General features: G+C 69.3%; 19 protein-coding genes. 15 read left to right on the top strand and 4 right to left on the bottom strand.

What is annotated here, in order from left to right:
- Positions 1-72 precede the first annotated feature (72 nt).
- Positions 73-600 carry an NAD(P)H-dependent oxidoreductase gene (locus tag HRL51_RS08625; protein WP_172191295.1) on the bottom strand — a complete coding sequence of 176 codons (528 nt, stop codon included), beginning with the start codon at positions 598-600 and terminating at the stop codon, positions 73-75.
- Positions 601-755: 155 nt separating this feature from the next.
- Here HRL51_RS08625 and HRL51_RS08620 point away from each other — a divergent pair, with 155 nt between their 5' ends.
- From HRL51_RS08620 to HRL51_RS08605, 4 genes are all read left to right on the top strand, one after another.
- Positions 756-1349 (top strand): cysteine hydrolase family protein, encoded by a 594-nt coding sequence (locus HRL51_RS08620; RefSeq protein WP_172120294.1) that lies wholly within the window; start codon positions 756-758, stop codon positions 1347-1349.
- Positions 1350-1458: 109 nt separating this feature from the next.
- Positions 1459-2046 carry a methylated-DNA--[protein]-cysteine S-methyltransferase gene (locus HRL51_RS08615; RefSeq protein WP_172191293.1) on the top strand — a complete coding sequence of 196 codons (588 nt, stop codon included), beginning with the start codon at positions 1459-1461 and terminating at the stop codon, positions 2044-2046.
- 164 nt (positions 2047-2210) lie between these two features.
- Positions 2211-5648, top strand: a complete 3438-nt coding sequence (locus tag HRL51_RS08610) for an ABC transporter ATP-binding protein/permease (protein ID WP_172191291.1) — start codon at positions 2211-2213, stop codon at positions 5646-5648.
- Positions 5649-5719: 71 nt separating this feature from the next.
- Entirely contained in the window at positions 5720-6310 is a 591-nt protein-coding gene (locus tag HRL51_RS08605; protein WP_172191968.1) for a DJ-1 family glyoxalase III, read from the top strand.
- A gap of 118 nt (positions 6311-6428) precedes the next feature.
- Here the strand turns inward: HRL51_RS08605 and HRL51_RS08600 are convergent, their stop codons facing one another.
- The 3 genes from HRL51_RS08600 to HRL51_RS08590 form a co-directional block, all read right to left on the bottom strand.
- Complete coding sequence (locus tag HRL51_RS08600) at positions 6429-7295, bottom strand: aldo/keto reductase (protein WP_172191289.1); 867 nt, start codon at positions 7293-7295, stop codon at positions 6429-6431.
- Positions 7296-7832: 537 nt separating this feature from the next.
- Entirely contained in the window at positions 7833-8471 is a 639-nt protein-coding gene (locus tag HRL51_RS08595; RefSeq protein WP_172191287.1) for a hypothetical protein, read from the bottom strand.
- A 106-nt stretch (positions 8472-8577) separates the two neighbouring features.
- Positions 8578-10821, bottom strand: a complete 2244-nt coding sequence (locus HRL51_RS08590) for a PspC domain-containing protein (RefSeq protein ID WP_172191285.1) — start codon at positions 10819-10821, stop codon at positions 8578-8580.
- A gap of 136 nt (positions 10822-10957) precedes the next feature.
- Here HRL51_RS08590 and HRL51_RS08585 point away from each other — a divergent pair, with 136 nt between their 5' ends.
- From HRL51_RS08585 to HRL51_RS08535, 11 genes are all read left to right on the top strand, one after another.
- Complete coding sequence (locus HRL51_RS08585; RefSeq protein ID WP_244960149.1) at positions 10958-12301, top strand: PspC domain-containing protein; 1344 nt, start codon at positions 10958-10960, stop codon at positions 12299-12301.
- Positions 12301-13023 carry a response regulator gene (locus HRL51_RS08580; RefSeq protein ID WP_244960293.1) on the top strand — a complete coding sequence of 241 codons (723 nt, stop codon included), beginning with the start codon at positions 12301-12303 and terminating at the stop codon, positions 13021-13023. Before HRL51_RS08585 ends, HRL51_RS08580 begins: the two co-directional genes overlap by 1 nt.
- A gap of 34 nt (positions 13024-13057) precedes the next feature.
- On the top strand, positions 13058-13786 hold the full coding sequence (locus HRL51_RS08575; protein WP_172191283.1) for an L-threonylcarbamoyladenylate synthase: 729 nt from the start codon (positions 13058-13060) through the stop codon (positions 13784-13786).
- Positions 13783-14919: an MraY family glycosyltransferase gene (locus HRL51_RS08570; RefSeq protein ID WP_172191281.1), complete on the top strand. Its 1137-nt coding sequence runs from the start codon at positions 13783-13785 to the stop codon at positions 14917-14919. The genes HRL51_RS08575 and HRL51_RS08570 overlap by 4 nt, the downstream gene beginning before the upstream one ends.
- Positions 14916-15374, top strand: a complete 459-nt coding sequence (locus HRL51_RS08565) for a hypothetical protein (protein ID WP_235954214.1) — start codon at positions 14916-14918, stop codon at positions 15372-15374. The genes HRL51_RS08570 and HRL51_RS08565 overlap by 4 nt, the downstream gene beginning before the upstream one ends.
- 92 nt (positions 15375-15466) lie before the next feature.
- On the top strand, positions 15467-16321 hold the full coding sequence (atpB, locus tag HRL51_RS08560) for a F0F1 ATP synthase subunit A (protein ID WP_413228078.1): 855 nt from the start codon (positions 15467-15469) through the stop codon (positions 16319-16321).
- A 97-nt stretch (positions 16322-16418) separates the two neighbouring features.
- Positions 16419-16622: an ATP synthase F0 subunit C gene (atpE, locus tag HRL51_RS08555; protein ID WP_172120285.1), complete on the top strand. Its 204-nt coding sequence runs from the start codon at positions 16419-16421 to the stop codon at positions 16620-16622.
- A 13-nt stretch (positions 16623-16635) separates the two neighbouring features.
- Entirely contained in the window at positions 16636-17241 is a 606-nt protein-coding gene (locus HRL51_RS08550; protein WP_413228077.1) for a F0F1 ATP synthase subunit B, read from the top strand.
- Positions 17238-18053, top strand: coding sequence for an ATP synthase F1 subunit delta (gene atpH / locus HRL51_RS08545; RefSeq protein ID WP_172191278.1), 816 nt, complete (start codon positions 17238-17240; stop codon positions 18051-18053). Before HRL51_RS08550 ends, atpH begins: the two co-directional genes overlap by 4 nt.
- Positions 18054-18118: 65 nt before the next feature.
- On the top strand, positions 18119-19750 hold the full coding sequence (atpA, locus tag HRL51_RS08540; RefSeq protein ID WP_172120283.1) for a F0F1 ATP synthase subunit alpha: 1632 nt from the start codon (positions 18119-18121) through the stop codon (positions 19748-19750).
- Position 19751: 1 nt separating this feature from the next.
- Complete coding sequence (locus tag HRL51_RS08535; RefSeq protein ID WP_172191276.1) at positions 19752-20696, top strand: F0F1 ATP synthase subunit gamma; 945 nt, start codon at positions 19752-19754, stop codon at positions 20694-20696.
- Positions 20697-20741: the final 45 nt, after the last annotated feature.

Raw genomic sequence — 20741 nt, 5'->3', positions numbered from 1 at the left:
GGGTGAGCGTGCGTGAGCGCGACCGGGTGAAGAGGTTCTTCCTCGCCAGGTCGCGCTCACACGCGTTCGGCGTCAACGGGCGGGGGCGGTCAGCCAGGAACGGTAGGCCTCGGCCTGGTGCTCCAGGTCGGCGTCGCTGATCTGCATGGCCCCGGGCGTGACGAAGGGCTCAGTGAACCGGGTGCCGATGAGCCGGCTGGTGGTGGCGAAGGGCAGCAGCAGCTGGTCGACGGTGACGCCGTACTGGCCGGTGGGCGTGTAGCGCTCGGCAGCTGCTCCCGGAGAGACGGCCACGGCCAGCTCCTTGCCGTGCAGGGCGGTGCCGGTGGACCCGTAGGCCCAGCCGTAGGTCAGCACGTCGTCCTCCCACTGCTTGAGCAGGGCGGGGGAGGAGTACCAGTACATCGGGAACTGCCAGACGATACGGTCGGCCGCCTCCAGGACGCGCTGCTCGGCCTCGACGTCGATGCGGGAGTCGGGGTAGAGGTCGTAGAGGTAGCGGACCTCGACGTCGTCGGTAGCCTGCGCAGCGCGTGCCAGGCGCGCGTTGACGCGTGAGGAGGAGAGGCTGGGGTGAAAGACGAGGACAGTGGTCTTCATCGGGCTTCCTTCAGCGGTCTGAACCAGGTGAACGGCCCCACGGTAGGAGCCAGGCCTGTGACGAGCCAGGTACGGTCAGTACCCGCCACGACGTGTGAGGCGAGAGGCAGGGACGGGCTCCTGCTAGTGTCAAGACACCTCGTGAAAGGACCATCATGGCACTCCCGCAGCCTCAGCCCACGACCTGGCAGCAGTCGACCGGTATCGACGTCTCTCGCGCGGCCCTGGTCGTCGTCGACGTCCTGGGAGGATCGGGCGAGGTGATCGAGCCGCTGCGAGAGATGGCGGCCAACGCCGTCGTCCTGGCACAGGCAGCGCGTGCTGCCGGGGTCCCGGTCCTGTTCGCCTGCGACAACCACCTGCCCGGCAACGACCTGGAGACAGAGCTGTGGGGTGCGCACTCCGTGCGCGGGACCGAGGACTCCAGGCCCCTGGACGCCTTCCAGGTCACGGACGCGGACTACCTGGTCCCCAAGCGCCGCTACTCAGCCTTCGTGGGCACGGACCTTGACCTGACCCTGCGCGAGCTGGGGCGGGACGTGCTCGTCGTCGTCGGCTTCGACACCAACATCTGCGTCCTGCACACCCTGGCTAGCGCCTACTACCTGGGCTATCGCACCATCGTGCCGGCCGACGCCACCGCGAGCTTCCTCGTCGGTACCCAGGACGGCGGCCTGGAGTACTTCTCACGCGTCTTCGACTCCCGCGTGGTGACGACGGCGCAGGTGCTCGCCGAGCTTCAGGACTGAGGGACTGGCGAGCCCGAGGCGCGGCTGGGACCGCGCTTGTGAAGCGTGAGATCGCGGCTACGGCGTCGTAGCCATGGGTACGTGCCGGAGCGGGTGGCAGGATCGGGGTATGACCTCCGGCGCCTCCTCCCGCTCCATGTACGTCCAGGCCTACTCCTCACCCCTGGGGCCGATGACGCTGGCGGCGGCCACCGGCACCGGCCTGCCGGCTACGGGAGCGCTGACCGGCGTCTGGTTCGACGGCCAGGCTCATGACCGCGCCGGACTGCCCGACGACGCTGCCCTGGTCAGCCCGGGGGACGACGGCGAGCCGGCCGTGCTCGCTGCCGCGCGCGCATGGCTGGACGCCACCTTCGCAGGTACTGACCCGGGCGAGCCTCCGCTGCTCGCGCCGGCTGGTACCGACTTCCAGCTCCGGGTCTGGGACCAGCTGCGTGCCATCCCGCGAGGACAGACACGTACCTACGGCCAGATCGCGACGCGGCTGGAGACGGTCCTGGGACGGCCTACCTCGGCACGTGCGGTGGGAGGCGCCGTCGGACGCAACCCTGTGTCCGTCGTCGTCCCGTGTCACCGGGTGCTCGGGGCCGACGGGGCCTTGACGGGCTACGCCGGCGGCCCCGAGCGCAAGGCGTGGCTGCTGAGGCACGAGGGCGTGGACGGGACCTCGCTCGCTGGTGGTGAATCGCTCTCGTGACGGGACGCGTCGGCGGGTTACGCTCACGCGGCTGCGCAGCAGGACACACGGCCTGTGCTCGCAGGCCATGCCACGTGCGCCGTCTGCGGGCGGGATCGCGCTCGCGGACCAGGCCTTGCCCGCTCGCCTGACGCCCCCACTACCTCACTGTCCTGGAAGGTCACATGCTCGCGCTCCACGACGTCACCAAGGCCTACCGCACCGCGACCCTCACCCAGACCGCCCTGGACGCGGTCAGCGTCTCCTTCCGGGACAACGAGCTCGTCGCGGTCCTGGGCCAGTCCGGTAGCGGCAAGACCACGATGCTCAACGTCATCGGCGGGCTGGACCACTTCGACTCCGGTGACCTCGTCATCGACGGTATCTCCACGCGTGACTACAAGGACCGGGACTGGGACGCCTACCGCAACAACCGCATCGGCTTCGTCTTCCAGGCCTACAACCTCATCCCGCACCAGAGCGTGCTGGCCAACGTCGAGCTCGCCCTGACCCTCTCCGGCGTCCCTCGGGCGCAGCGGCGTGAGCGGGCCCTGGCGGCGCTGGACTCGGTGGGGCTGGCCGATCACGTGCACAAGCGTCCCAGCCAGCTCTCCGGCGGCCAGATGCAGCGCGTGGCGATCGCCCGCGCACTGGTCAACGATCCCGAGATCCTGCTGGCGGACGAGCCGACCGGCGCCCTGGACTCGGCGACCTCGGTGCAGGTGATGGACCTGCTGCGCCAGGTCGCTGCCGACCGCCTGGTCATCATGGTCACCCACAACCCCGAGCTCGCTCACGAGTACGCCACGCGGATCGTCGAGCTGGCTGACGGCCGCGTGGTCGCCGACTCCGACCCGTACGAGGCTGCTGCCGAGGACGCGCGCGAGGCCAAGGAGGTCCGACGCACGCGTATGGGGGCGCTGACAGCGCTGTCGCTGTCCTTCAACAACCTCATGACCAAGAAGGGCCGCACGATCATGACCTCCTTCGCGGGGTCGATCGGCATCATCGGGATCGCCCTCATCCTGGCCCTGGCCAACGGAGTCAACGGCTACATCGCGCGCACCGAGGAGGAGGCCCTGACCTCCTACCCGCTGTCCATCCAGTCCACGGGCATGGACCTGGCCGGCCTCATGCGCGCCGGCGAGGGCGAGCGGGCCGAGGCTAAGGACGGTGAGATCCTTATGACTGAGGGAGTCACCTCCACCATGGAGTCGACCACCGCCAACGACCTCGCCTCGCTCAAGACCTTCCTGGACTCTGCCGGCTCGGGCGTGGCCGAGCACGTGGCAGCCATCGAGTACTCCTACGACGTCACGCCCCAGATCTACCTCACGGACACCTCTGACGGCGCTGTGCGTGTCTCCCCGGACCAGGCGATGAGCCCGATGACCTCGGCCATGGGGGACAGCCCGCTGTCAGCGATGACCTCCTTCGACGCCTTCCACCAGCTCCCTGAGACCAGCGCGCTGTACGAGGACCAGTACGACGTCGTCGCCGGGCACTGGCCGCGATCGGCCAGCGAGCTGGTCGTGGTCACGAGCCAGCGGGGAACGCTGGACAACCTGTACGAGTACACCCTGGGCCTGCGCCCGCACGCTGAGCTGCAGTCGATGATGACTGACTTCATGGCCGGTCGGGCCGTGCAGATCGGGGCCGGGTCGGCCGGCGCCTCTCCGACCGCCGCGAGTACGGCGGGGGCCGACGGCGCAGGCTCGCCCACGCCGTCGGCCGGGCTGAGCGCCGCAGCGACGGCGACCGGCGAGCCGGCCGTGCGTACGTACTCCTACGCCGACGTGCTCGGGCGGACCTTCTCCCTGGTGCCTGCGTCGGCGCGGTACGCCTATGACGCCGAGCACCGGGTGTGGACCGACCGGTCGGACCAGGCGGAGGTTATGCGCCAGGCGGTCGCCGCGGGGCAGCAGCTGCGCGTGGTGGGGGTGGTGCGCGCGAAGGACGACACCACCACCCTCCACCCCGGTGTCGCCTACACCCCGGAGCTGACCCGCCAGGTGGTACGTGAGGCGGCTGGCTCCCAGATCGTGCGCTCCCAGCTCGACCACCCGGACACCGACGTCTTTACCGGACGGACCTTCGCCGAGCTCGCCCAGGGAGCAGGCGCCGGCGAGCTGGACATGTCCTCGCTGTTCACCATCGACGGCGAGAGGCTCAAGGCCGCCTTCCAGATCGATCCCAGCGCCCTGCAGGCGGACCTGACAGGCCTGGACCTGGGGTCGCTGAGCCTGCCGGACCTGGACGCCGGTGCCCTGGACCTCAGCGAGGTGGACCTGTCGGGCCTGGACCTGGGAGCGCTGGCGGACCAGGTGGACCTGTCGGGCCTGGACGTGAGCGACCTGGACCTGGCGGACCTGGCCACCCGCTACCCGCAGCTGGGGCAGATCGACTACGGCGCCGTCGTCGCCTCGGCCCTGGAGGACGGCGTGATCAAGGACGGTGCGGGGCAGTACCTGGCAGGAGTGGCGGGCTCGTTGCTCCAGGGCTTCACGGACTACGTCGCCTCCCAGCCGGGTGAGGACTCCGACGGCGACGGCGCGCCCGAGCGCGACTGGGCGAGGCTGGCCCAGGCCTACCTCGCCCAGCCCGAGGTGAGTGAGCAGCTTGCGCAGGCGGCTGGCTCGGACCAGGTGATCGACAGCGCGCTGCTGACCCAGCGGCTCATCGAGGCGCTGGGCAAGGACCCCTCGGTGGAGGAGATCGCCTCGCAGGTCTCGGCCGACCTGGCCGGGGCGGTGGCCTCGCAGGTGGGCAGCCAGCTGGCCTCCTCGCTTGAGGCCAGCGTGGGCGGGGCGATGACACAGATGATGACCTCGCTCCAGACCCAGGTCGCCGCTCAGCTCAGCAGCGCGATGGAGGGGCTTGCCGCCTCGCTGGCCAGTGCCGTGAGCGTGGACGGCTCGGCCCTTGCCCAGGCCTTCCAGCCCACGATGGACCAGGACGACCTCGCTGCCCTCCTGGCCACCCTCATGACGACGACGGTGCCCACCTACGAGGGCAACCTCGCCTTGCTGGGGTGGGCGGAGGAGTCCCGTCCCTCCCAGATCGACATCTACCCCACAAGCTTCGCGGACAAGGACGCCGTCAAGACGATTCTGGACGACTACAACGACCGGGCTGCCGCGGCCGGGCAGGACGCCAAGGTCATCACCTACACCGACCTCGTGGGCACGCTCATGAGCTCGGTGACGCGGATCGTCACCATCATCACCTGGATGCTCATCGCCTTCGTGGCGATCTCACTGGTGGTCTCCAGCATCATGATCGCGATCATCACCTACATCTCGGTGCTGGAGCGGAAGAAGGAGATCGGCATCCTGCGGGCGATCGGCGCCTCGAAGTCAGACGTGAGGCACGTCTTCAACGCTGAGACGGTGATCGAGGGGCTCATTGCGGGCCTGATGGGCGTGGGGATCACGCTGCTCGTCTCGCTCCCGGTCAACGCCTTTGTCCAGGCCCGGTTCCATGTCTACCCGATCGCCCACCTGTCGGCGACGGCGGGAGCCGTGCTCGTGGCGATCTCGGTGGGACTCACGCTCGTTGCCGGCATCCTGCCCTCAGGGCGGGCGGCCAAGGAGGACCCGGTTGAGGCGCTGCGGGCGGAGTGAGCGGCTGCCTGTCACACGGGAGCGTAGTGTCAGCGGTGACCACGAACGCTCTGAGGAAAGGACGCGAGACGATGGCTGGTCTCAAGGCGACGACGGGCAAGAAGGTCGCGGTGCTCGTGGCCCCGGGGCTGGAGGAGGTCGAGGCGCTGGCACCGCTGGACATCCTGTTCCGCGCCGGTATCCCGGCTGACCTCATCTCGGTCACGGACTCGCGGCAGGTGACGAGCTCCCACCAGGTCGTGCTCAGCTGCAGCACGACCCTGGACGATCTGTCCGAGGCCGACCTGGAGTCCTACGACATGATCTTCCTGCCTGGAGGGATCCCGGGCACCCCGAACCTCAAGGCTGACGCGCGGGTACGTGAGCTGGTCACCCAGCGTGTGCGTGCGGACCGCCCGGTGGCGGCGATCTGCGCGGCGCCCTCGATCCTGGCCGAGCTGGGGCTGCTGGAGGGACGACGGGCGACGGCGAATCCGAGCGTCGTCCAGGTACTGGCCGACCACGGGGCGCAGGTCAGTGAGGCGAGCGTCGTCGTCGACGGTCAGCTGCTGACGAGCCGCGGCATGGCGACGGCCGTGGACCTGGGGCTGGAGATGGTGCGCTTCTACCTCGGGGACGCGGCCGTGGAGGAGATGAAGGAGCGGATCGTCTACCAGGGCTGAGCCTTGGTACGCTCACGGTCCTGGTGATGCGAACGGGGCCTGGTGGTCGGGAGCAGACGCTGCTCCCGACCACCAGGCCCCGTTCCGTCAGCTAGGTGCGGTGGGGTGCTGGCGATCCTCAGAAGTCGACCTGGTCGGGGTCGGCGTGCTCGGTGTCGTCGACGACGGTGCGCACGGCCTCCATCTGGGCAGGGCTGAGCTCGAAGTCGAACAGCTCGGCGTTGGAGCGGATGCGCTCGGGCGTGACGGACTTGGGCAGGATGGCGATGTCCTGCTGCAGCAGCCAGCGCAGGGCCACCTGGGCCGGAGTGCGTCCGAGCTCGGCGGCGACGGCGCCCAGCGCAGGATCGCTCAGGACACGGCCGGAGCCCAGCGGGCTCCAGGCCTCGACGGCCAGGCCGTTGGCCTTGGAGCACTCAGCTGCGTCCCACTGGCCGAAGCCGGGGTGCAGCTCGATCTGGTTGACCATGGGGGCCACGCTGGCGTCATCCAGGAGCGCCTCCAGGTGCTTGCGGGTGAAGTTGGAGACGCCGATCGCCCGGGCGCGGCCGGAGGCGTAGATCTCCTCCATGCCGGACCAGGTGGAGGCGTTGAGGGCGCGCCAGTCCTGCGGGTGCTGGCGGGAGTTGGCGGGCCAGTGGATGAGGTAGAGGTCGACGTAGTCCAGGCCCAGACGGGACAGGGACTCCTCGATCCCGACCAGCGCCGCGTCGTGACCGCGGTGGTCGTTCCACAGCTTGGTGGTGACGAACAGGTCCTCGCGGCTCAGGCCTGCCTCGGCCAGGCCCTCGGCGATGCCGCGGCCCACGGCCTCCTCGTTGCCGTAGACGGCGGCGGTGTCGATGTGACGGTAGCCGGCAGCGATGGCCTCCTTGACGCCGGCCGTGGCCTGGGCGGCGTCGGTGACCTGCCAGGTGCCGTAGCCGATCATCGGCATCTGGGCGTTGTCAGCCAGTGGCGTGGTGCCAGCCAGGGTGGTGATCATCGGGATCCTTCCGCAGATGCGGGACGTTGGGGCGCGCGGTGCGGCGCCGTCGCCAGGCTAGGGGAGGAGGTTCTGGGATGGGGCCGGTACTGCTAGGAGCGAATCAGGGAACAAGGACGGGGAAGGACGGAGTGGCTCGTCCCTCGTCACCGGCCGTCTGATGACGAGGCATATTCCCATGGATTTTTCAGGTTGCCAGGGGGTGAGTGTTCAGGGTGAGCGGGTTACATACGAGTCACCGCCGGACGGAACAGGCTGTGAGGGTTGGGGAACCTGATGACCGGCCTGGACCGAGACTGCCGCGAGTACTAGGGAGTTCGGGGCGGTCGCTTCGGTGAAGGAGGAACGTTCCGTGGGCCTGGGAACCCACGTCGAGCACCTCAGTGACACAGGCCCTCGGGTCCGGGAGACCGGACCCGAGGGCTTCGTCCTGCGCCGTCGTCGCTTCAGGCCCTGGACAGTCGGTTCCTGTGCCGGGAACGTGGGAACCGACTGTCCAGGGCCTAAGACGACCCGCCGGGCCGAAGGAAAGCAGCGTCAGCGCGCAGGCCGGCGTCTGGACATGAGCGCGATGACGAGTAGCGCCGCCCCGGCCGCTGCCAGCAGGACGATCGCGGCGCTGACCGGGTCGATCCGCAGTCCCAGCCCCGTGGCCAGCAGCACGACTCCGATCGTGGCGAGGATGAGGCCCCACAGGAGGGTGCCTGGGCGCGGGCCGGGGCGGCGAGCAGGCTGGTCGGCCTCGGGATCCCTCGCCAGCGTGGACGCGGACCACACGGCGTCGGGGTCCTGCCGATCCGCGCCGAGGCCGAGCGCCTGCTCAGTGCTGGAGGCGGAGGTCCCGGACGCGCGCGTGACCTCGTCGGCGCTGTGTTCGCCAGGCCAGGGGCGCGTGGAGCGGATTGCCTCCAGCGGGTCGGTTGGAGCGATCTCGTCATCCGTGGCAGGCATGGACCACCCTTCCTGTGCCTGGGGGACGGAGGTACCGGCTGTGGACAGCGCCTGGGTCTGAGACGCTCCAGGAAGGACCGTCGTGGCCGCGTCCTCGTCGCTGGTGAGCGGGGACGGGAGCGGGGCCGTCTCCTCAGCGGCCACCTTGGCCTCCGCCGGTGTCATGACGGTGGTGGGCAGGTCGGCAGGTGAGGGGGCAGACAGAGGCTGGTTGGGGGAGGTCATGGCTTCTTCTCCTGGTAACGGTTGCTGAGACGATGGGATGAGGTGCCTTGTTGGTGCCGGGAGATGGTCCATGCTGTGAGCTCTTCCCGGGATGAGGAGATGGGGCTCACGCACCGGGCTGGGCGGACTCGGTGGGCTCACCACCTGGGGCGGTGGGACCACTGTGTGACGGGACCGGGGTGGCTGAGGGCATCACACTGGCTGAGAGGTTCTCCTCCTCGGGCACAGAGCCGGTATCGATGACGTGGTCGAGGCAGCTGGCCATTGCGGTCATGCCGGTGGGGCTCAGCCCGTTGAGACTGTCCAGAGTGACCCAGCCGTCGGGCTCCTCGTAGGAGGAGGGCTCTCCCTGGTCGCTGGAGGCCTTGGCTGAGACGGCCTTGACCCGTGTCAGGCACTCGTGGGCCTGGGCTGACGAGACCGCAGGGTGCGTCATGCCTGGGACCGGCAGGTCATCGCTAGCGTGCTGCTCGCCCTGGGCGTCCGTCCACGAGTCGACGATCCAGTAGCCGTCCATCATGTAGCCCGACCATGACACCTCGCCCGCCCGCTGCTCTTGGACCAGAATCGCGCCGAGCCCGACGGTGGCATCGATAGTGAGCTCAGCCTCCGTCTCGCTCGCCTTCTGCGAGCGCAGCGTCACGTGGCTCGACCACATGTCAGTGTCATAGATCCCGGTGCCCAGTAGCCGCTCGCCGGACACGTCGTAGGACTCTGGCCATGACAGGATCGTCGGGGCCGCCACTGCGCCCTGGGCGCTCCAGCGTCCTGGATTCTCTCCGTAGACCTTGCCGAAGCTGGTCGAGGCGTTGAGCTCGATGCTCTGGGTCTGCTTGCTCACGACCCGGACGACGCCGGTTCCTGTGGTGACCTTCATCCGAGTGACCGGGTAGGGGCCGTCGCTGAGCCTGGTGAGGTCGATCGTGACGTCTGCAGCGCCGTAGCTACCTAGGTCCAGGACCTTCTCCGGTGTGCTGGCGGCAGCCTGGAGCATGGGCTCGGTGACAGTGTGGACTACCGGCCGCAGCTCGACCGAGCCCTCCACTGATCCTGTGGGCATCATGGTTCCCAGCACCAGCACAGGAACGCACACCAGCGCCGCTAGCCAACCGAAGCCGGTCATCCAGCCACCACGCCGACCTCGCAGCGCGCTGACGGTCACCCCTAGCCCCAGGAGGCCGACGACGGCGCCCGCAGCCACGAGTCCGGCGCCGAGCAGGCCCAGCGTGCCAGTCGATACACCCAGGACGCTGGCTGCCAGGGCGAGCAGCATCAGACCGAGGACCATGAGCGAGACCGTGCGGCCAGGCCCGGGAGCTCGCGGCTTGGGGGGACGCGGCGGCTGGACCGGCTGGATAGGGCGTACGGGAACGGAGGCCGCCGTTGGCGTGCTCGGGTAGGAGTAGCGGGGCGCCGACGGCGCGGGCTGAGCGGCCCCTACCGGTCCAGGCCAGCCGGCGGCAGGATCGGCGGCAGAGGCGGGATCTGTGGCGGCTGGAGCACCGGTGCCTGCCGGTGGCTGTGCGGCCGACGGGGTCGGCGCAGGCTGCGGCGCGGCTGCGGGCCATGGAGTCTGCCCCGCCGTCGGGTCGCGCGGAGGCACCTGTCCTGGCGCTGTTCCGGCGGCCTGAGCCTGACGGCGCTCGCGCCGTCGCCGCACCGCCCTGGCCACGGCCCAGACGACCAGGCACACGACCGCGACGTTGAGGCCGAGCCAGGCCAGGCCGGCGACCAGGTGACCGAGGCCCTCGCCGAAGAACCACCCGGGTAGCAAGCCGCGGTCACTCAACGCGATCCCTGCCACGACGGCAGCGATCGCACCGGCCAGCCCGGCGTCGACGTCGCCGTCCAGAGCCTGCTGGACATGGATGCGCCCGTCGCGCTCCTCAGGCATGAGAGCCCAGCCCAGCCCGTAGATGATGAGCCCGACGCCGGTGAAGACGCACAGCACGGCCCACACGCAGCGCACGAGGACGGGATCGACGTCGAGACGACGCGCCAGCCCGCCGGCCACGCCACCGACCCACCGCTGCTCGGTCCGCACCAGACCGGTGCGCCGCACCGAGTCAAAGAAGCGGTCGGTGGGACGTGGGCCTCCAGGAGCCTGGTACTGGTAGCCGGTGGGGTCTGGCTGCGGGGCCTGGTAGCCAGAGTCCGCCTGGTAGCCGGGGCCCGACTGGAAGCCGGGGCCCGACTGGAAGCCGGCCTCAGTCTGCTGGTCCTGCCCCGAAGGTCCAGATGGCGGTTGCGTGGAGGCGGTGCCCGGCTCGGTGCCAGGCCGGGAACCAGCCTGCGCCGCGTCCAGGGTGGGGTCGTGGGGAGCCTGGGAGGGCTGCTCAGGATTGCTCATGGCTCTATGCTCCGCGTCGCACCCGTTGCGGCGCGATGAGGGGAGACCCTGAACGGCCCCTGATCCCCCTCCCTCTCAACCCTGGTTCCTGGCTCCGGGAGAAGTTTCTGTCCGACCCGCGTGCCACGATGGAGCCATGACGACGACGGTCACGCCACGACGCGCCTCCATGCGCCTGCCGCTGCGCCGCCCCTTGCGTGCCTCCAGGCCAGCCGTGGTCCCCGGTGCTGAAGGAAGAGACCTGCCCAGGCAGACTCCGCGCCGCGTGGTTGGCGGGGTCTGTGCCGGCCTGTCCGCGCACCTGGGGCTGCCGGTAGCAGGGACGCGGCTGGTGATGGTGCTGGCGGCCTGCATCGGCGGATCCGGTCTTCTGCTCTACCTCCTGCTGTGGGCCTTCGTGCCTGCAGGAGATCCCTGGGCTGAGGCCACCGGCCAGGTCCCGCCAGCGCGTGCCCGGCTCGCCTCGCGACTGCAGACCCCTTCTGACGGTACGTCACGTCTGTCCGCCAACGCCACCACGTTGCTCGGTGGGGGAGCGCTCGTGCTCGCTGCGCTGCTCGTCACCGTGTGGCGGGCTGGCTACCTCCCGGCCGGGCAGTGGCTGCTGCCGGCCCTCGTCATCATGGCGGGGGCGGCCCTGTCCTGGTCCCAGGTTGACGCCGTCACCGGGCCTGAGCGTGACCGCGGTGCCGTTCTGCGGCTGGCGGGTGGTGTCGTCCTGGCTGCCGTCGGCATCCTGCTCGTCCTGGGGGCGGACACCCCTCCGCGCGTCCTGCTCACCGGGGCCCTGACAGGCGGGGCGCTGGTGATCTGTGTGGCGCTGGTTCTGGCACCGGTGTGGCTGCAGACCACCCGGGCCATGAACCAGGCCCGGGCCGCCGAGGTACGACAGGCAGAGCGTGCTGACATCGCAGCCCACCTCCACGACTCCGTCCTGCAGACCCTCACACTCATCCGCAAGCGCGCCGACGAGCCCGAGACGGTTGCACGCCTGGCCCGCTCCCAGGAGAGAGAGCTGCGTGCCTGGCTCTACACCGACCGCCCGGAGGCGGGGACCTCGGTGGCGGACGCCGTGCGGGACCTGGTGGGGGAGACAGAGGACCGTTATGGCGTGGGGATCGGCCTCGTCGTCGTTGGGGACCGTGCTCCGGACCGTGAGACCGAGGTCGTCGTGGCCGCGGCCCGTGAGGCCTTGTCCAACGCTGTGCGTCACGGTGCTGCGCCGGTCAGCGTCTATGCCGAGATCACGGCGGAGAGCCTGGAGGTCTTCGTGCGTGACCGCGGGCCAGGCTTTGACCTTGACGACATCGCCTCCGACCGCCACGGCGTGCGGGAGTCGATCATCGCCCGCATGTCTCGCCACGGGGGCGAGGCCAGGATCCGCCGCCTGGAGCAGGGCACTGAGGTCCAGCTGACGCTGGCCTCGCCGGTTCCCGCATCCTCCACAACCCGTCCCACCTCCGTATCCTCAGGATCATGATGGCCCCGACCTCCTCCTCTTCCACCGCTCCCGTCTCCCAGAACGGCGTCGACGACGAGGCTCCCTCCCGCCTGCGCGTTCTCGTCGTGGACGACCACGCCCTGGTCCGTGCCGGTGTTCGTGCTGAGCTGACCTCGCACGCTGCCGACCTCGAGGTGGTCGCTGAGGCGGACGACGTCGAGGGCGCGGTCGCGGCGGTCCACGCGCTCGTACCCGACGTCGTCCTTCTTGACGTCCACCTGCCTGGCGGCAACGGCGGGGGAGGAGCGGAGGTCGTGGCCTCCTGTCACGACGTCCCCGCCACCCGTTTCCTGGCGCTGAGCGTCTCCGACGCCTCGGAGGACGTGGTCGGCGTCATCCGCGCCGGCGCTCGTGGATACGTCACCAAGGCCATCTCCACCGAGGACCTGGCCCAGGCGGTGCGACGTGTGGCTGCAGGGGACGCTGCCTTCTCCCCGAGGCTTGCGGGTTTCGTCCTGGACGCCTTCGGCGCCGGGGCGGGAGAGGTAGCCGTGGCCGACTCCGAGCTGGACCGTCTGTCCGCGCGTGAGCGCGAGGTCATGCGGCTCATCGCCCGCGGCTACACCTACAAGGAGTGTGCCTGCGAGCTCTTCATCTCGGTCAAGACGGTTGAGACGCACGTGTCTGCGGTGCTGCGCAAGCTTCAGCTCTCAAACCGCAACGAGCTCACCCGCTGGGCCGCCGCGCGGCGCATCGTGTGAGGCGGTCGCCAGGCGCGGGCAGGATCGTGGGAGGATGTCGGACGTGAACGAGGACCGGCCCCTGAGCACCGTTGTCGCACACGTGCGTGACGGCGGGCTCGTCATCATCCCGACTGACACCGTCTACGGCATCGGTACCCTCGCCTCCGACGCTGCCGCCGTCGCGCACCTGCTGGAGGCCAAGGGGCGTGGGCGCCAGATGCCCCCACCTGTCCTCGTGGCCGGACCGGAGCAGCTTGACGGCGTCGTCGCAGCCGTCCCCCCGACGGCGCAGGCGCTGATGGAGGCCTTCTGGCCCGGAGCCCTGACCATCATCCTCGACGCCGCTTCAGACCTGGGCTGGGACCTGGGGGAGACCGGCGGCACGATCGCTGTGCGCATGCCGGACCACCCCCTCGCCCTGGAGCTGCTACGCGACACCGGCCCGATGGCGGTTACCAGCGCCAACCACACCGGCCAGCCCCCGGCAGCCGACGCGGCCGGGGGGAAGGCTGCCTTCCCTGGTCGCGTGCGCGAGGCAGACTCACCCGACGCCGCCCCAGAGAGCCGTGGTGAGGAGGACATCCTCCTGCTCGACGGCGGAGCCACCCCTGGCCCCGTCCCCTCCACGATCATCTCGCTGGCTGGGGGCCACGCGCTGGATCCCGTCGTCATCCGTGACGGCGTGCTCCCGGCCAGCCAGCTCGCTGCCGTCCTCGACCCCGTCCTGGCACGGGCGGGTGCCGCCCCGATGACAGCCGATAGCGAGGCCCGGCGCCCGTGAGGCTCTACCTGCTCATCATGCTCATCGCGACGGCCGTCACCTACCTGACGGTCCCGGTGGTCCGGCACGTCGCTCTCGTCACCCACGCGCTCACGCCCGTGCGCGCCAGGGACGTGCACTCCACGCCGATTCCCCGGCTGGGAGGCGTGGCGATGTTCGTCGGCTTCGCTACCGCGATGGCGGTGGCCTCCAGCGTGCCCTTCCTCGGGGGCGTCATTGACCGGTCGGCCTGGGCCGTGGTGCTGGGGGCAGGACTGGTGTGCGTCCTCGGCGTCATCGACGACCTGTGGGACCTGGACTGGCTGGCCAAGCTCTCCGGGCAGATGCTGGCGGGCGGTCTCATGGCCTGGCAGGGGGTCCAGCTCATCACCTTCCCCATCGGGGGACTGACCATCGGCTCCTCGCGCCTGTCACTGGTCTCCACCGTGCTCGTCGTGGTCGCGGCGATCAACGCCGTCAACTTCGTCGACGGGCTGGACGGGTTGGCGGCCGGCATCATCGGGATCGGAGCCAGTGCCTTCTTCGCCTACGTCTACGTGCTCACGCGCATGACCTCGCCGGGCTCCTACACCTCGTTGGCGGCCACGGTCGTGGCGGCGCTGCTGGGAATCTGCCTTGGGTTCCTGCCACACAACTTCCACCCGGCAAAGATCTTTATGGGGGACTCCGGCTCGATGCAGCTGGGGCTGCTCTCGGCCGCAGCCACGATCATCGTCACCGGCCAGATCGACCCTGGCGCCTTTGCAGGCCAGACCGCGCTGCCGGTCTTCCTGCCGATCCTGCTGCCGCTGGCCGTGCTCCTGCTGCCGCTGACGGACATGATCATGGCTATCGTGCGGCGGACCAGAGCGGGACACAGCCCTTTCCACCCTGACCGCATGCACATGCACCACCGGCTCCTGGCTGCCGGGCACTCCCACCGGCGGGCGGTGCTGGTGATGTACCTGTGGGCCGCTGTGGCCTCCTACTCCGTAGCGGCGATGGCCTTCTTCCCGCTGCGCTGGGTGCTGCCAGGAGCCGGGATCGCGCTGGTGGTTACCGTGCTCCTGACCGTCGACCTCATGCCGGGCCTGCGCCAGGCGTGGAGGCGGCGTGTCACGACCCGTCGTCTGCGACCTGAGGACCGCTTATGAGGACCACGTCCGTCCCGACTGCGCCCACCGGCCCTGTCAGCCACCAGGAGGTCTTCCGCCGAACCGCCTGGCGGGTGCTCGGCGTCGGCCTCGTGCTGGCTGCGCTGGCGCTGGCAGGAGGTGCCATGGCTGGCGGGCCTGCCTGGGCTGGAGCCGCCTGGGGGACGGGTGCCGGGGCAGTGCTGACCCTCATCACCGCAGCTGCCTTGGCGGTTCCCTGGGACCGCTTCCCGTTGCTGGCCTCCGGGGGCGTCATGCTCTCCTTCGCCGCGAAGATCATGGTCATGGTCGTGGTCGTCGTGCTGGCCGGGCCCTACAAGGACAGCTTCTCCAAGGGCTGGTTCCTCGTCCCCCTGGCTGTGATTCTCCTCGCGGTCACGGCGGTCGAGGTCGTCGGCCTGGCCCGGGGGCGGGCGCTGACGGTGGAGCTGAGAGCCCCTGGCTCTCGGACCTGAGCGTGGGTGTGACTTTAGGCCTGTGATTTTGAGCTAGGCTGACGCGCAGGAGCGCCCGCACCGGGGCGCGGCCCATCGTCCAAGGAGGTCCGGTGATCTCGAGCGCATCGCTCGCAGCGAGCCTGGTGCTACGCGTACCCGGAGTACCCGGACAAGGGGGTGGCACCCTCGTGGCGTCGGAGGGCGGCTTTGAGCCACCGTCCCTGGATGACTTCTTCCCACCGGCCTTCGCCTTCCTGGGTACGCCCTTTGAGCTCAACCGCGTCATGATGGTGCGGATGGTCATGGCGATCGCCTTGGTCCTGCTCTTTGGCATCGGTGCCGCTCGGGCCAAGACGGTGCCCGGACGCTTCCAGAACGTCCTGGAGCTGCTTATCGAGTTCGTGCGCAAGAACATCGCGGACGAGATCCTCGGCAAGACCTACGGCGCGCGCTACGCCCCGATCCTGACCACGATGTTCCTGGGGATCCTCTTCCTTAACATCTCCGGTGTCATCCCCGGCCTGCAGATCGCCTCCACCGGTGTGGTGGCGATGCCGCTTATCTTCGCGGTGGTCTCCTACGTCGTCTTCATCTATGCCGGTGTCCGCACCAACGGCGTGGGGCACTACATCAGGGGCACGCTCCTGCCCTCGGGTGTCCCCGGCTTCCTGGCCCCGCTCATCATCCCGATCGAGTTCCTGTCCAACCTGGTGCTGCGGCCCCTGACCCTGACCATCCGACTCATGGCGAACATGATCTCCGGGCACCTGCTGCTGGCCCTGTGCTTCGTGGGTACGAACGCGCTGTTCGTCTACGCCTCGGCCGAGCTCAAGGCCATCGGCGTGGTCACTCTGGCCGCAGGTATCGCCTTCCTGCTGCTGGAGGCCTTCATCGCCGCCCTGCAGGCCTACATCTTCACCCTGCTGACCGCTGTCTACATCGACTCCTCGGTGCACATGCACTGAGTCCCGCGCCCCTCTACAACTGACCTTCTCGCCCTCGGGCGGGTTCGCCCATCTGTTTCAGGCGTCTCGACGCCGCCACCACACAAGGAGAACCACAATGACCGGAAGCATCGCGACCATCGGTTACGGCCTGGCCACCCTCGGCCCGGCGCTCGGCATCGGCATGGTCGTCGCCAAGACCCAGGAGGGCACCGCCCGCCAGCCTGAGGTCGCCGGGGCCCTGCGTACCAACATGTTCATTGGTGCCGCCCTCATCGAGGCCCTGGGTCTGCTCGGCTTCGCCGCCGGCTTCGTCTTCTGATCTGAGGCTCGCCGTGACCATCACCTCCGCGAGCCCGCTCGGGATCGCCGCAGTGCTGCCGGCGAGCGGTGCACCCGAGGGCATCTGGCTGTTCATCCCCCACCTGCCGGACCTGGTCTGGGGAACGGTCGCCTTCCTCCTCATCGCTGTTGTGCTGCTCAAGTACGCCCTGCCTCGGTTCACCGAGGTTATGGATGAGCGCACCCGCACGATCGAAGAGGGTCTCGCCCTGGCGGACAAGGCCAAGGCGGACCAGCACGACGCCGAGCTCCAAGCCGCCCGTCTGGTTGAGGAGGCGCGCCGTGAGGCCGCCCAGATCCGTGGTCAGGCCCAGGACGAGGCCCGCGCCATCGTCGCCCAGGCACGCACCGAGGCACAGGCTGAGTCCGGTCGCGCGCTTGAGGTAGCCCAGCGTCAGATCCTGGCAGACAAGCAGGCCGCGCAGATCTCTCTGCGCTCCGACGTCGGTCTCCTGGCGACCTCGCTGGCCGAGAAGATCGTCGGTGAGCAGCTGAGCGACGCCGCCGCGTCCTCACGGGTTATTGACCGCTTCCTGGACAGCCTGGAGGCGGATACTGACGCCGCCGCGCAGGCCGCTGCCCGCGGGGAGGCTCGGTGAACACCGGAACCGCAGCCTCCAGGCAGGCCGCCCGCGAGGCCTGGGAGCCTGTGCTCGCCTTAGCGGGGGCGCAGGGCCAGGAGCTCGGCGAGCAGATTCTGTCCGTGGCGCACCAGGTTGCCCGTCACCGGCTCACAGGGCCGCTGACAGACCCTGGTCGTGAGCCTGCGGACAAGGCTGCGCTGGCTCGGCGCTTGTTCGAGGGCAAGGTCGATGACCGCGTCGTCGAGCTCTTCCAGGCGCTCGTACATGGGCGCTGGTCCCGACCGGCGGACTTAGTCACCGCACTCCACGACCTCGGCATCGCCGCGGTCCTGGCCGGCGCGCGCTCGGGCGGCACGGTAGGAGACGTTGAGCAGGAGCTCTTCGCCGTCACCGAGGTCATCACCTCCAACCGCGAGCTGCGTCAGGCCCTGGAGCCCTCGCGGCGCACGACGACCGATGACCGTGTGCGCCTGGCCCACTCGCTGTTCGCCTCACGCTTGTCAGCCCCGGCAATGAGCCTGCTGACCTGGTGCGTGCGGCACCGGGCGCAGGGCGGGGTCCCGCGCAACCTGCGCCGCGTCACCGAGCTGGCGGCAGCCATACAGTCACGCGTCATTGCGGACGTCGTGACTGCTGTGCCGATGACGGTGGCCCAGGAGGAGCGGCTGACCGCAATCCTGCGCCGGCGGCTAGGCAGCGACGTCGAGCTCAACACGATGGTCGATCCGGCAGTCGTCGGTGGGGTCAAGATCACCGCCGGAGACATCGTCTTCGACTCCACCGTGAGCTCTTCCATTCACGACCTGCGGACGGCTCTGGCGTCCTGACGCCGCTCGCACCACACACGTGCGGTCCCCAGCGGACCGGTTCCACCACCCTAAGGAGACGACAGATGGCAGACCTGACCATCAGGCCGGAGGAGATCCGCTCCGCGCTCGACGAGTTCGTCGAGTCCTACAAGCCCGCCGAGGTGGCTGCTGAGGAGGTCGGGCACGTCGTCTTCGCCGCAGACGGCATCGCGCACGTCGAAGGCCTGCCTGGCGTCATGGCCAACGAGCTGCTGACCTTCGAGGACGGCACTGCGGGCCTGGCGATGAACCTGGATGAGCGCCAGATCGGCGTCGTCGTCCTGGGCGACTTCACTGGGATCGACGAGGGCCAGACGGTTCGCCGCACCGGCGAGGTGCTCTCGGTTCCCGTCGGTGACGGCTACCTGGGACGCGTGGTGGACCCCCTGGGCCGACCGATTGACGGTCTGGGCGAGATCGCCTCCGAGGGTCGGCGCGCCCTGGAGCTCCAGGCCCCTGGCGTCATGGCTCGTAAGTCGGTGCACGAGCCGCTGCAGACGGGTCTGAAGGCCATTGACTCGATGATCCCGATCGGTCGTGGTCAGCGTCAGCTCATCATCGGTGACCGCAAGACCGGTAAGACGGCCATCGCCCTGGACACCATCCTCAACCAGAAGGCTGCCTGGGACTCCGGTGACCCTGACAAGCAGGTGCGCTGCATCTACGTGGCCACCGGCCAGAAGGGCTCGACCATCGCCTCGGTGCGCGCCACGCTGGAGGAGCGCGGCGCCCTGGAGTACACGACCATCATCGCCTCCCCGGCCTCGGACCCCGCGGGATTCAAGTACCTGTCGCCCTACACCGGCTCAGCCATCGGCCAGCACTGGATGTACGCGGGCAAGCACGTGCTCATCATCTTCGATGACCTGTCCAAGCAGGCCGAGGCCTACCGAGCGGTCTCGCTGCTGCTGCGCCGTCCGCCGGGCCGCGAGGCCTACCCCGGTGACGTCTTCTACCTGCACTCGCGTCTGCTGGAGCGCTGCGCCAAGCTCTCTGACGAGCTCGGCGCCGGCTCGATGACCGGCCTGCCGATTATCGAGACCAAGGCCAACGACGTCTCGGCCTACATCCCGACCAACGTCATCTCCATCACCGACGGGCAGATCTTCCTGCAGTCCGACCTGTTCAACGCTGACCAGCGCCCCGCCGTCGACGTGGGCATCTCGGTGTCCCGTGTGGGTGGCGCGGCCCAGATCAAGGCGATGAAGAAGGTGGCCGGCACGCTCAAGCTCACGCTCGCGCAGTACCGCTCGATGCAGGCCTTCGCCATGTTCGCCTCAGACCTGGACGCTGCCACGCGTCAGCAGCTGACCCGCGGCGAGCGGCTCATGGAGCTGCTCAAGCAGCCCCAGTTCACGCCCTACCCGGTTGAAGAGCAGGTCGTCAGCGTGTGGACCGGGACCAACGGGTACCTCGACGACCTGGAGGTTAGCGAGGTCCTACCCTTCGAGGCCGCGCTGCTGAGCCACTTGCGCCGCGGCTCCTCAGTGCTGGAGACCATCCGCACCTCCGGCCAGCTTTCCGAGGAGACTGAGGCGCAGCTCAAGTCCGAGGTCGAGGCCTTCCGCAGCTCCTACGCGGCCGGAGACCGCCTGCTGACCGGCGGGGTCGCTGCTGCCGAGGACGAGGCCCCGGCTGAGCGCACGAGCGAGCAGATCGTGCTCAAGAGGGGCTGACGTGGCAGGCAACCAGCGCGTCTACAAGCAGCGGATCCGGTCCACCCAGACCCTTCAGAAGGTCTTTAAGGCGATGGAGCTCATCGCCTCCTCCCGGATCGGCGCCGCGCGCCGCAACGCCCAGGAGGCAGGGCCCTACGACCACGCCCTGAGCCAGGCGGTGGCCGCTGTTGGCACCCACTCCAGCCTCGACCACCCGATCACCCAGGAGCGCACGGACACCGCGCGGGTGGCCGTGCTCGTCGTCACCTCGGACCGCGGCATGGCGGGCGCCTACTCGGCCACTGTCCTGCGTGAGTCCGAGAGGCTCCTCGACCAGCTCCTTGAGGAGGGCAAGGAGCCGGTGGTCTTCACTGCAGGGCGCCGGGCGCTGTCCTACTTCTCCTTCCGCGGCCGTGAGGTCGCGCAGTCGTGGACCGGGGAGTCGGACCGCCCCAGCGAGGAGATGATCGAGGAGATCGCCCAGGAGCTGCTAGAGCGCTTCCTGGCTCCCGGTGAGGAAGGAGGCGTTGGTGAGGTCTACATCGTCTTCACCCGCTACGTCTCCATGGTCTCCCAGGTCGCCGAGGTCCGCCGGATGCTGCCCCTCACCGTCGTCGACGTCGATGGACCGGGCAAGCTCAACCGCGACGACATCGTCGCCGGCACTGAGAAAATACGGGCGGAGTCCACCGGAGCGGCTCCGATCTACGAGTTCGAGCCCTCGGCCGAGCTGGTGCTGGACGCGCTGCTGACCCGATACGTGCGCAGCCGCATCCGCAACGCCCTGCTCCAGGCCGCGGCCTCGGAGCTGGCCAGCCGCCAGCAGGCCATGCACACCGCCACGGACAACGCCGAGGACCTCATCAACACCTACACCAGGCTCGCTAACCAGGCACGCCAGGGCGACATCACCCAGGAGATCTCAGAGATCGTCTCGGGTGCTGACGCACTGGCAGCCGAGTAACCACCGGCCGAGCCCATCTAGCCCCACAGACCACTGCCAGACACG

The organism is Actinomyces faecalis (assembly GCF_013184985.2).
Classification (GTDB): Bacteria; Actinomycetota; Actinomycetes; order Actinomycetales; family Actinomycetaceae; genus Actinomyces; species Actinomyces faecalis.
The sequence above is the reverse complement of the archived record's forward strand: the minus strand, read 5'-3'. Positions and strand labels throughout refer to the sequence as shown.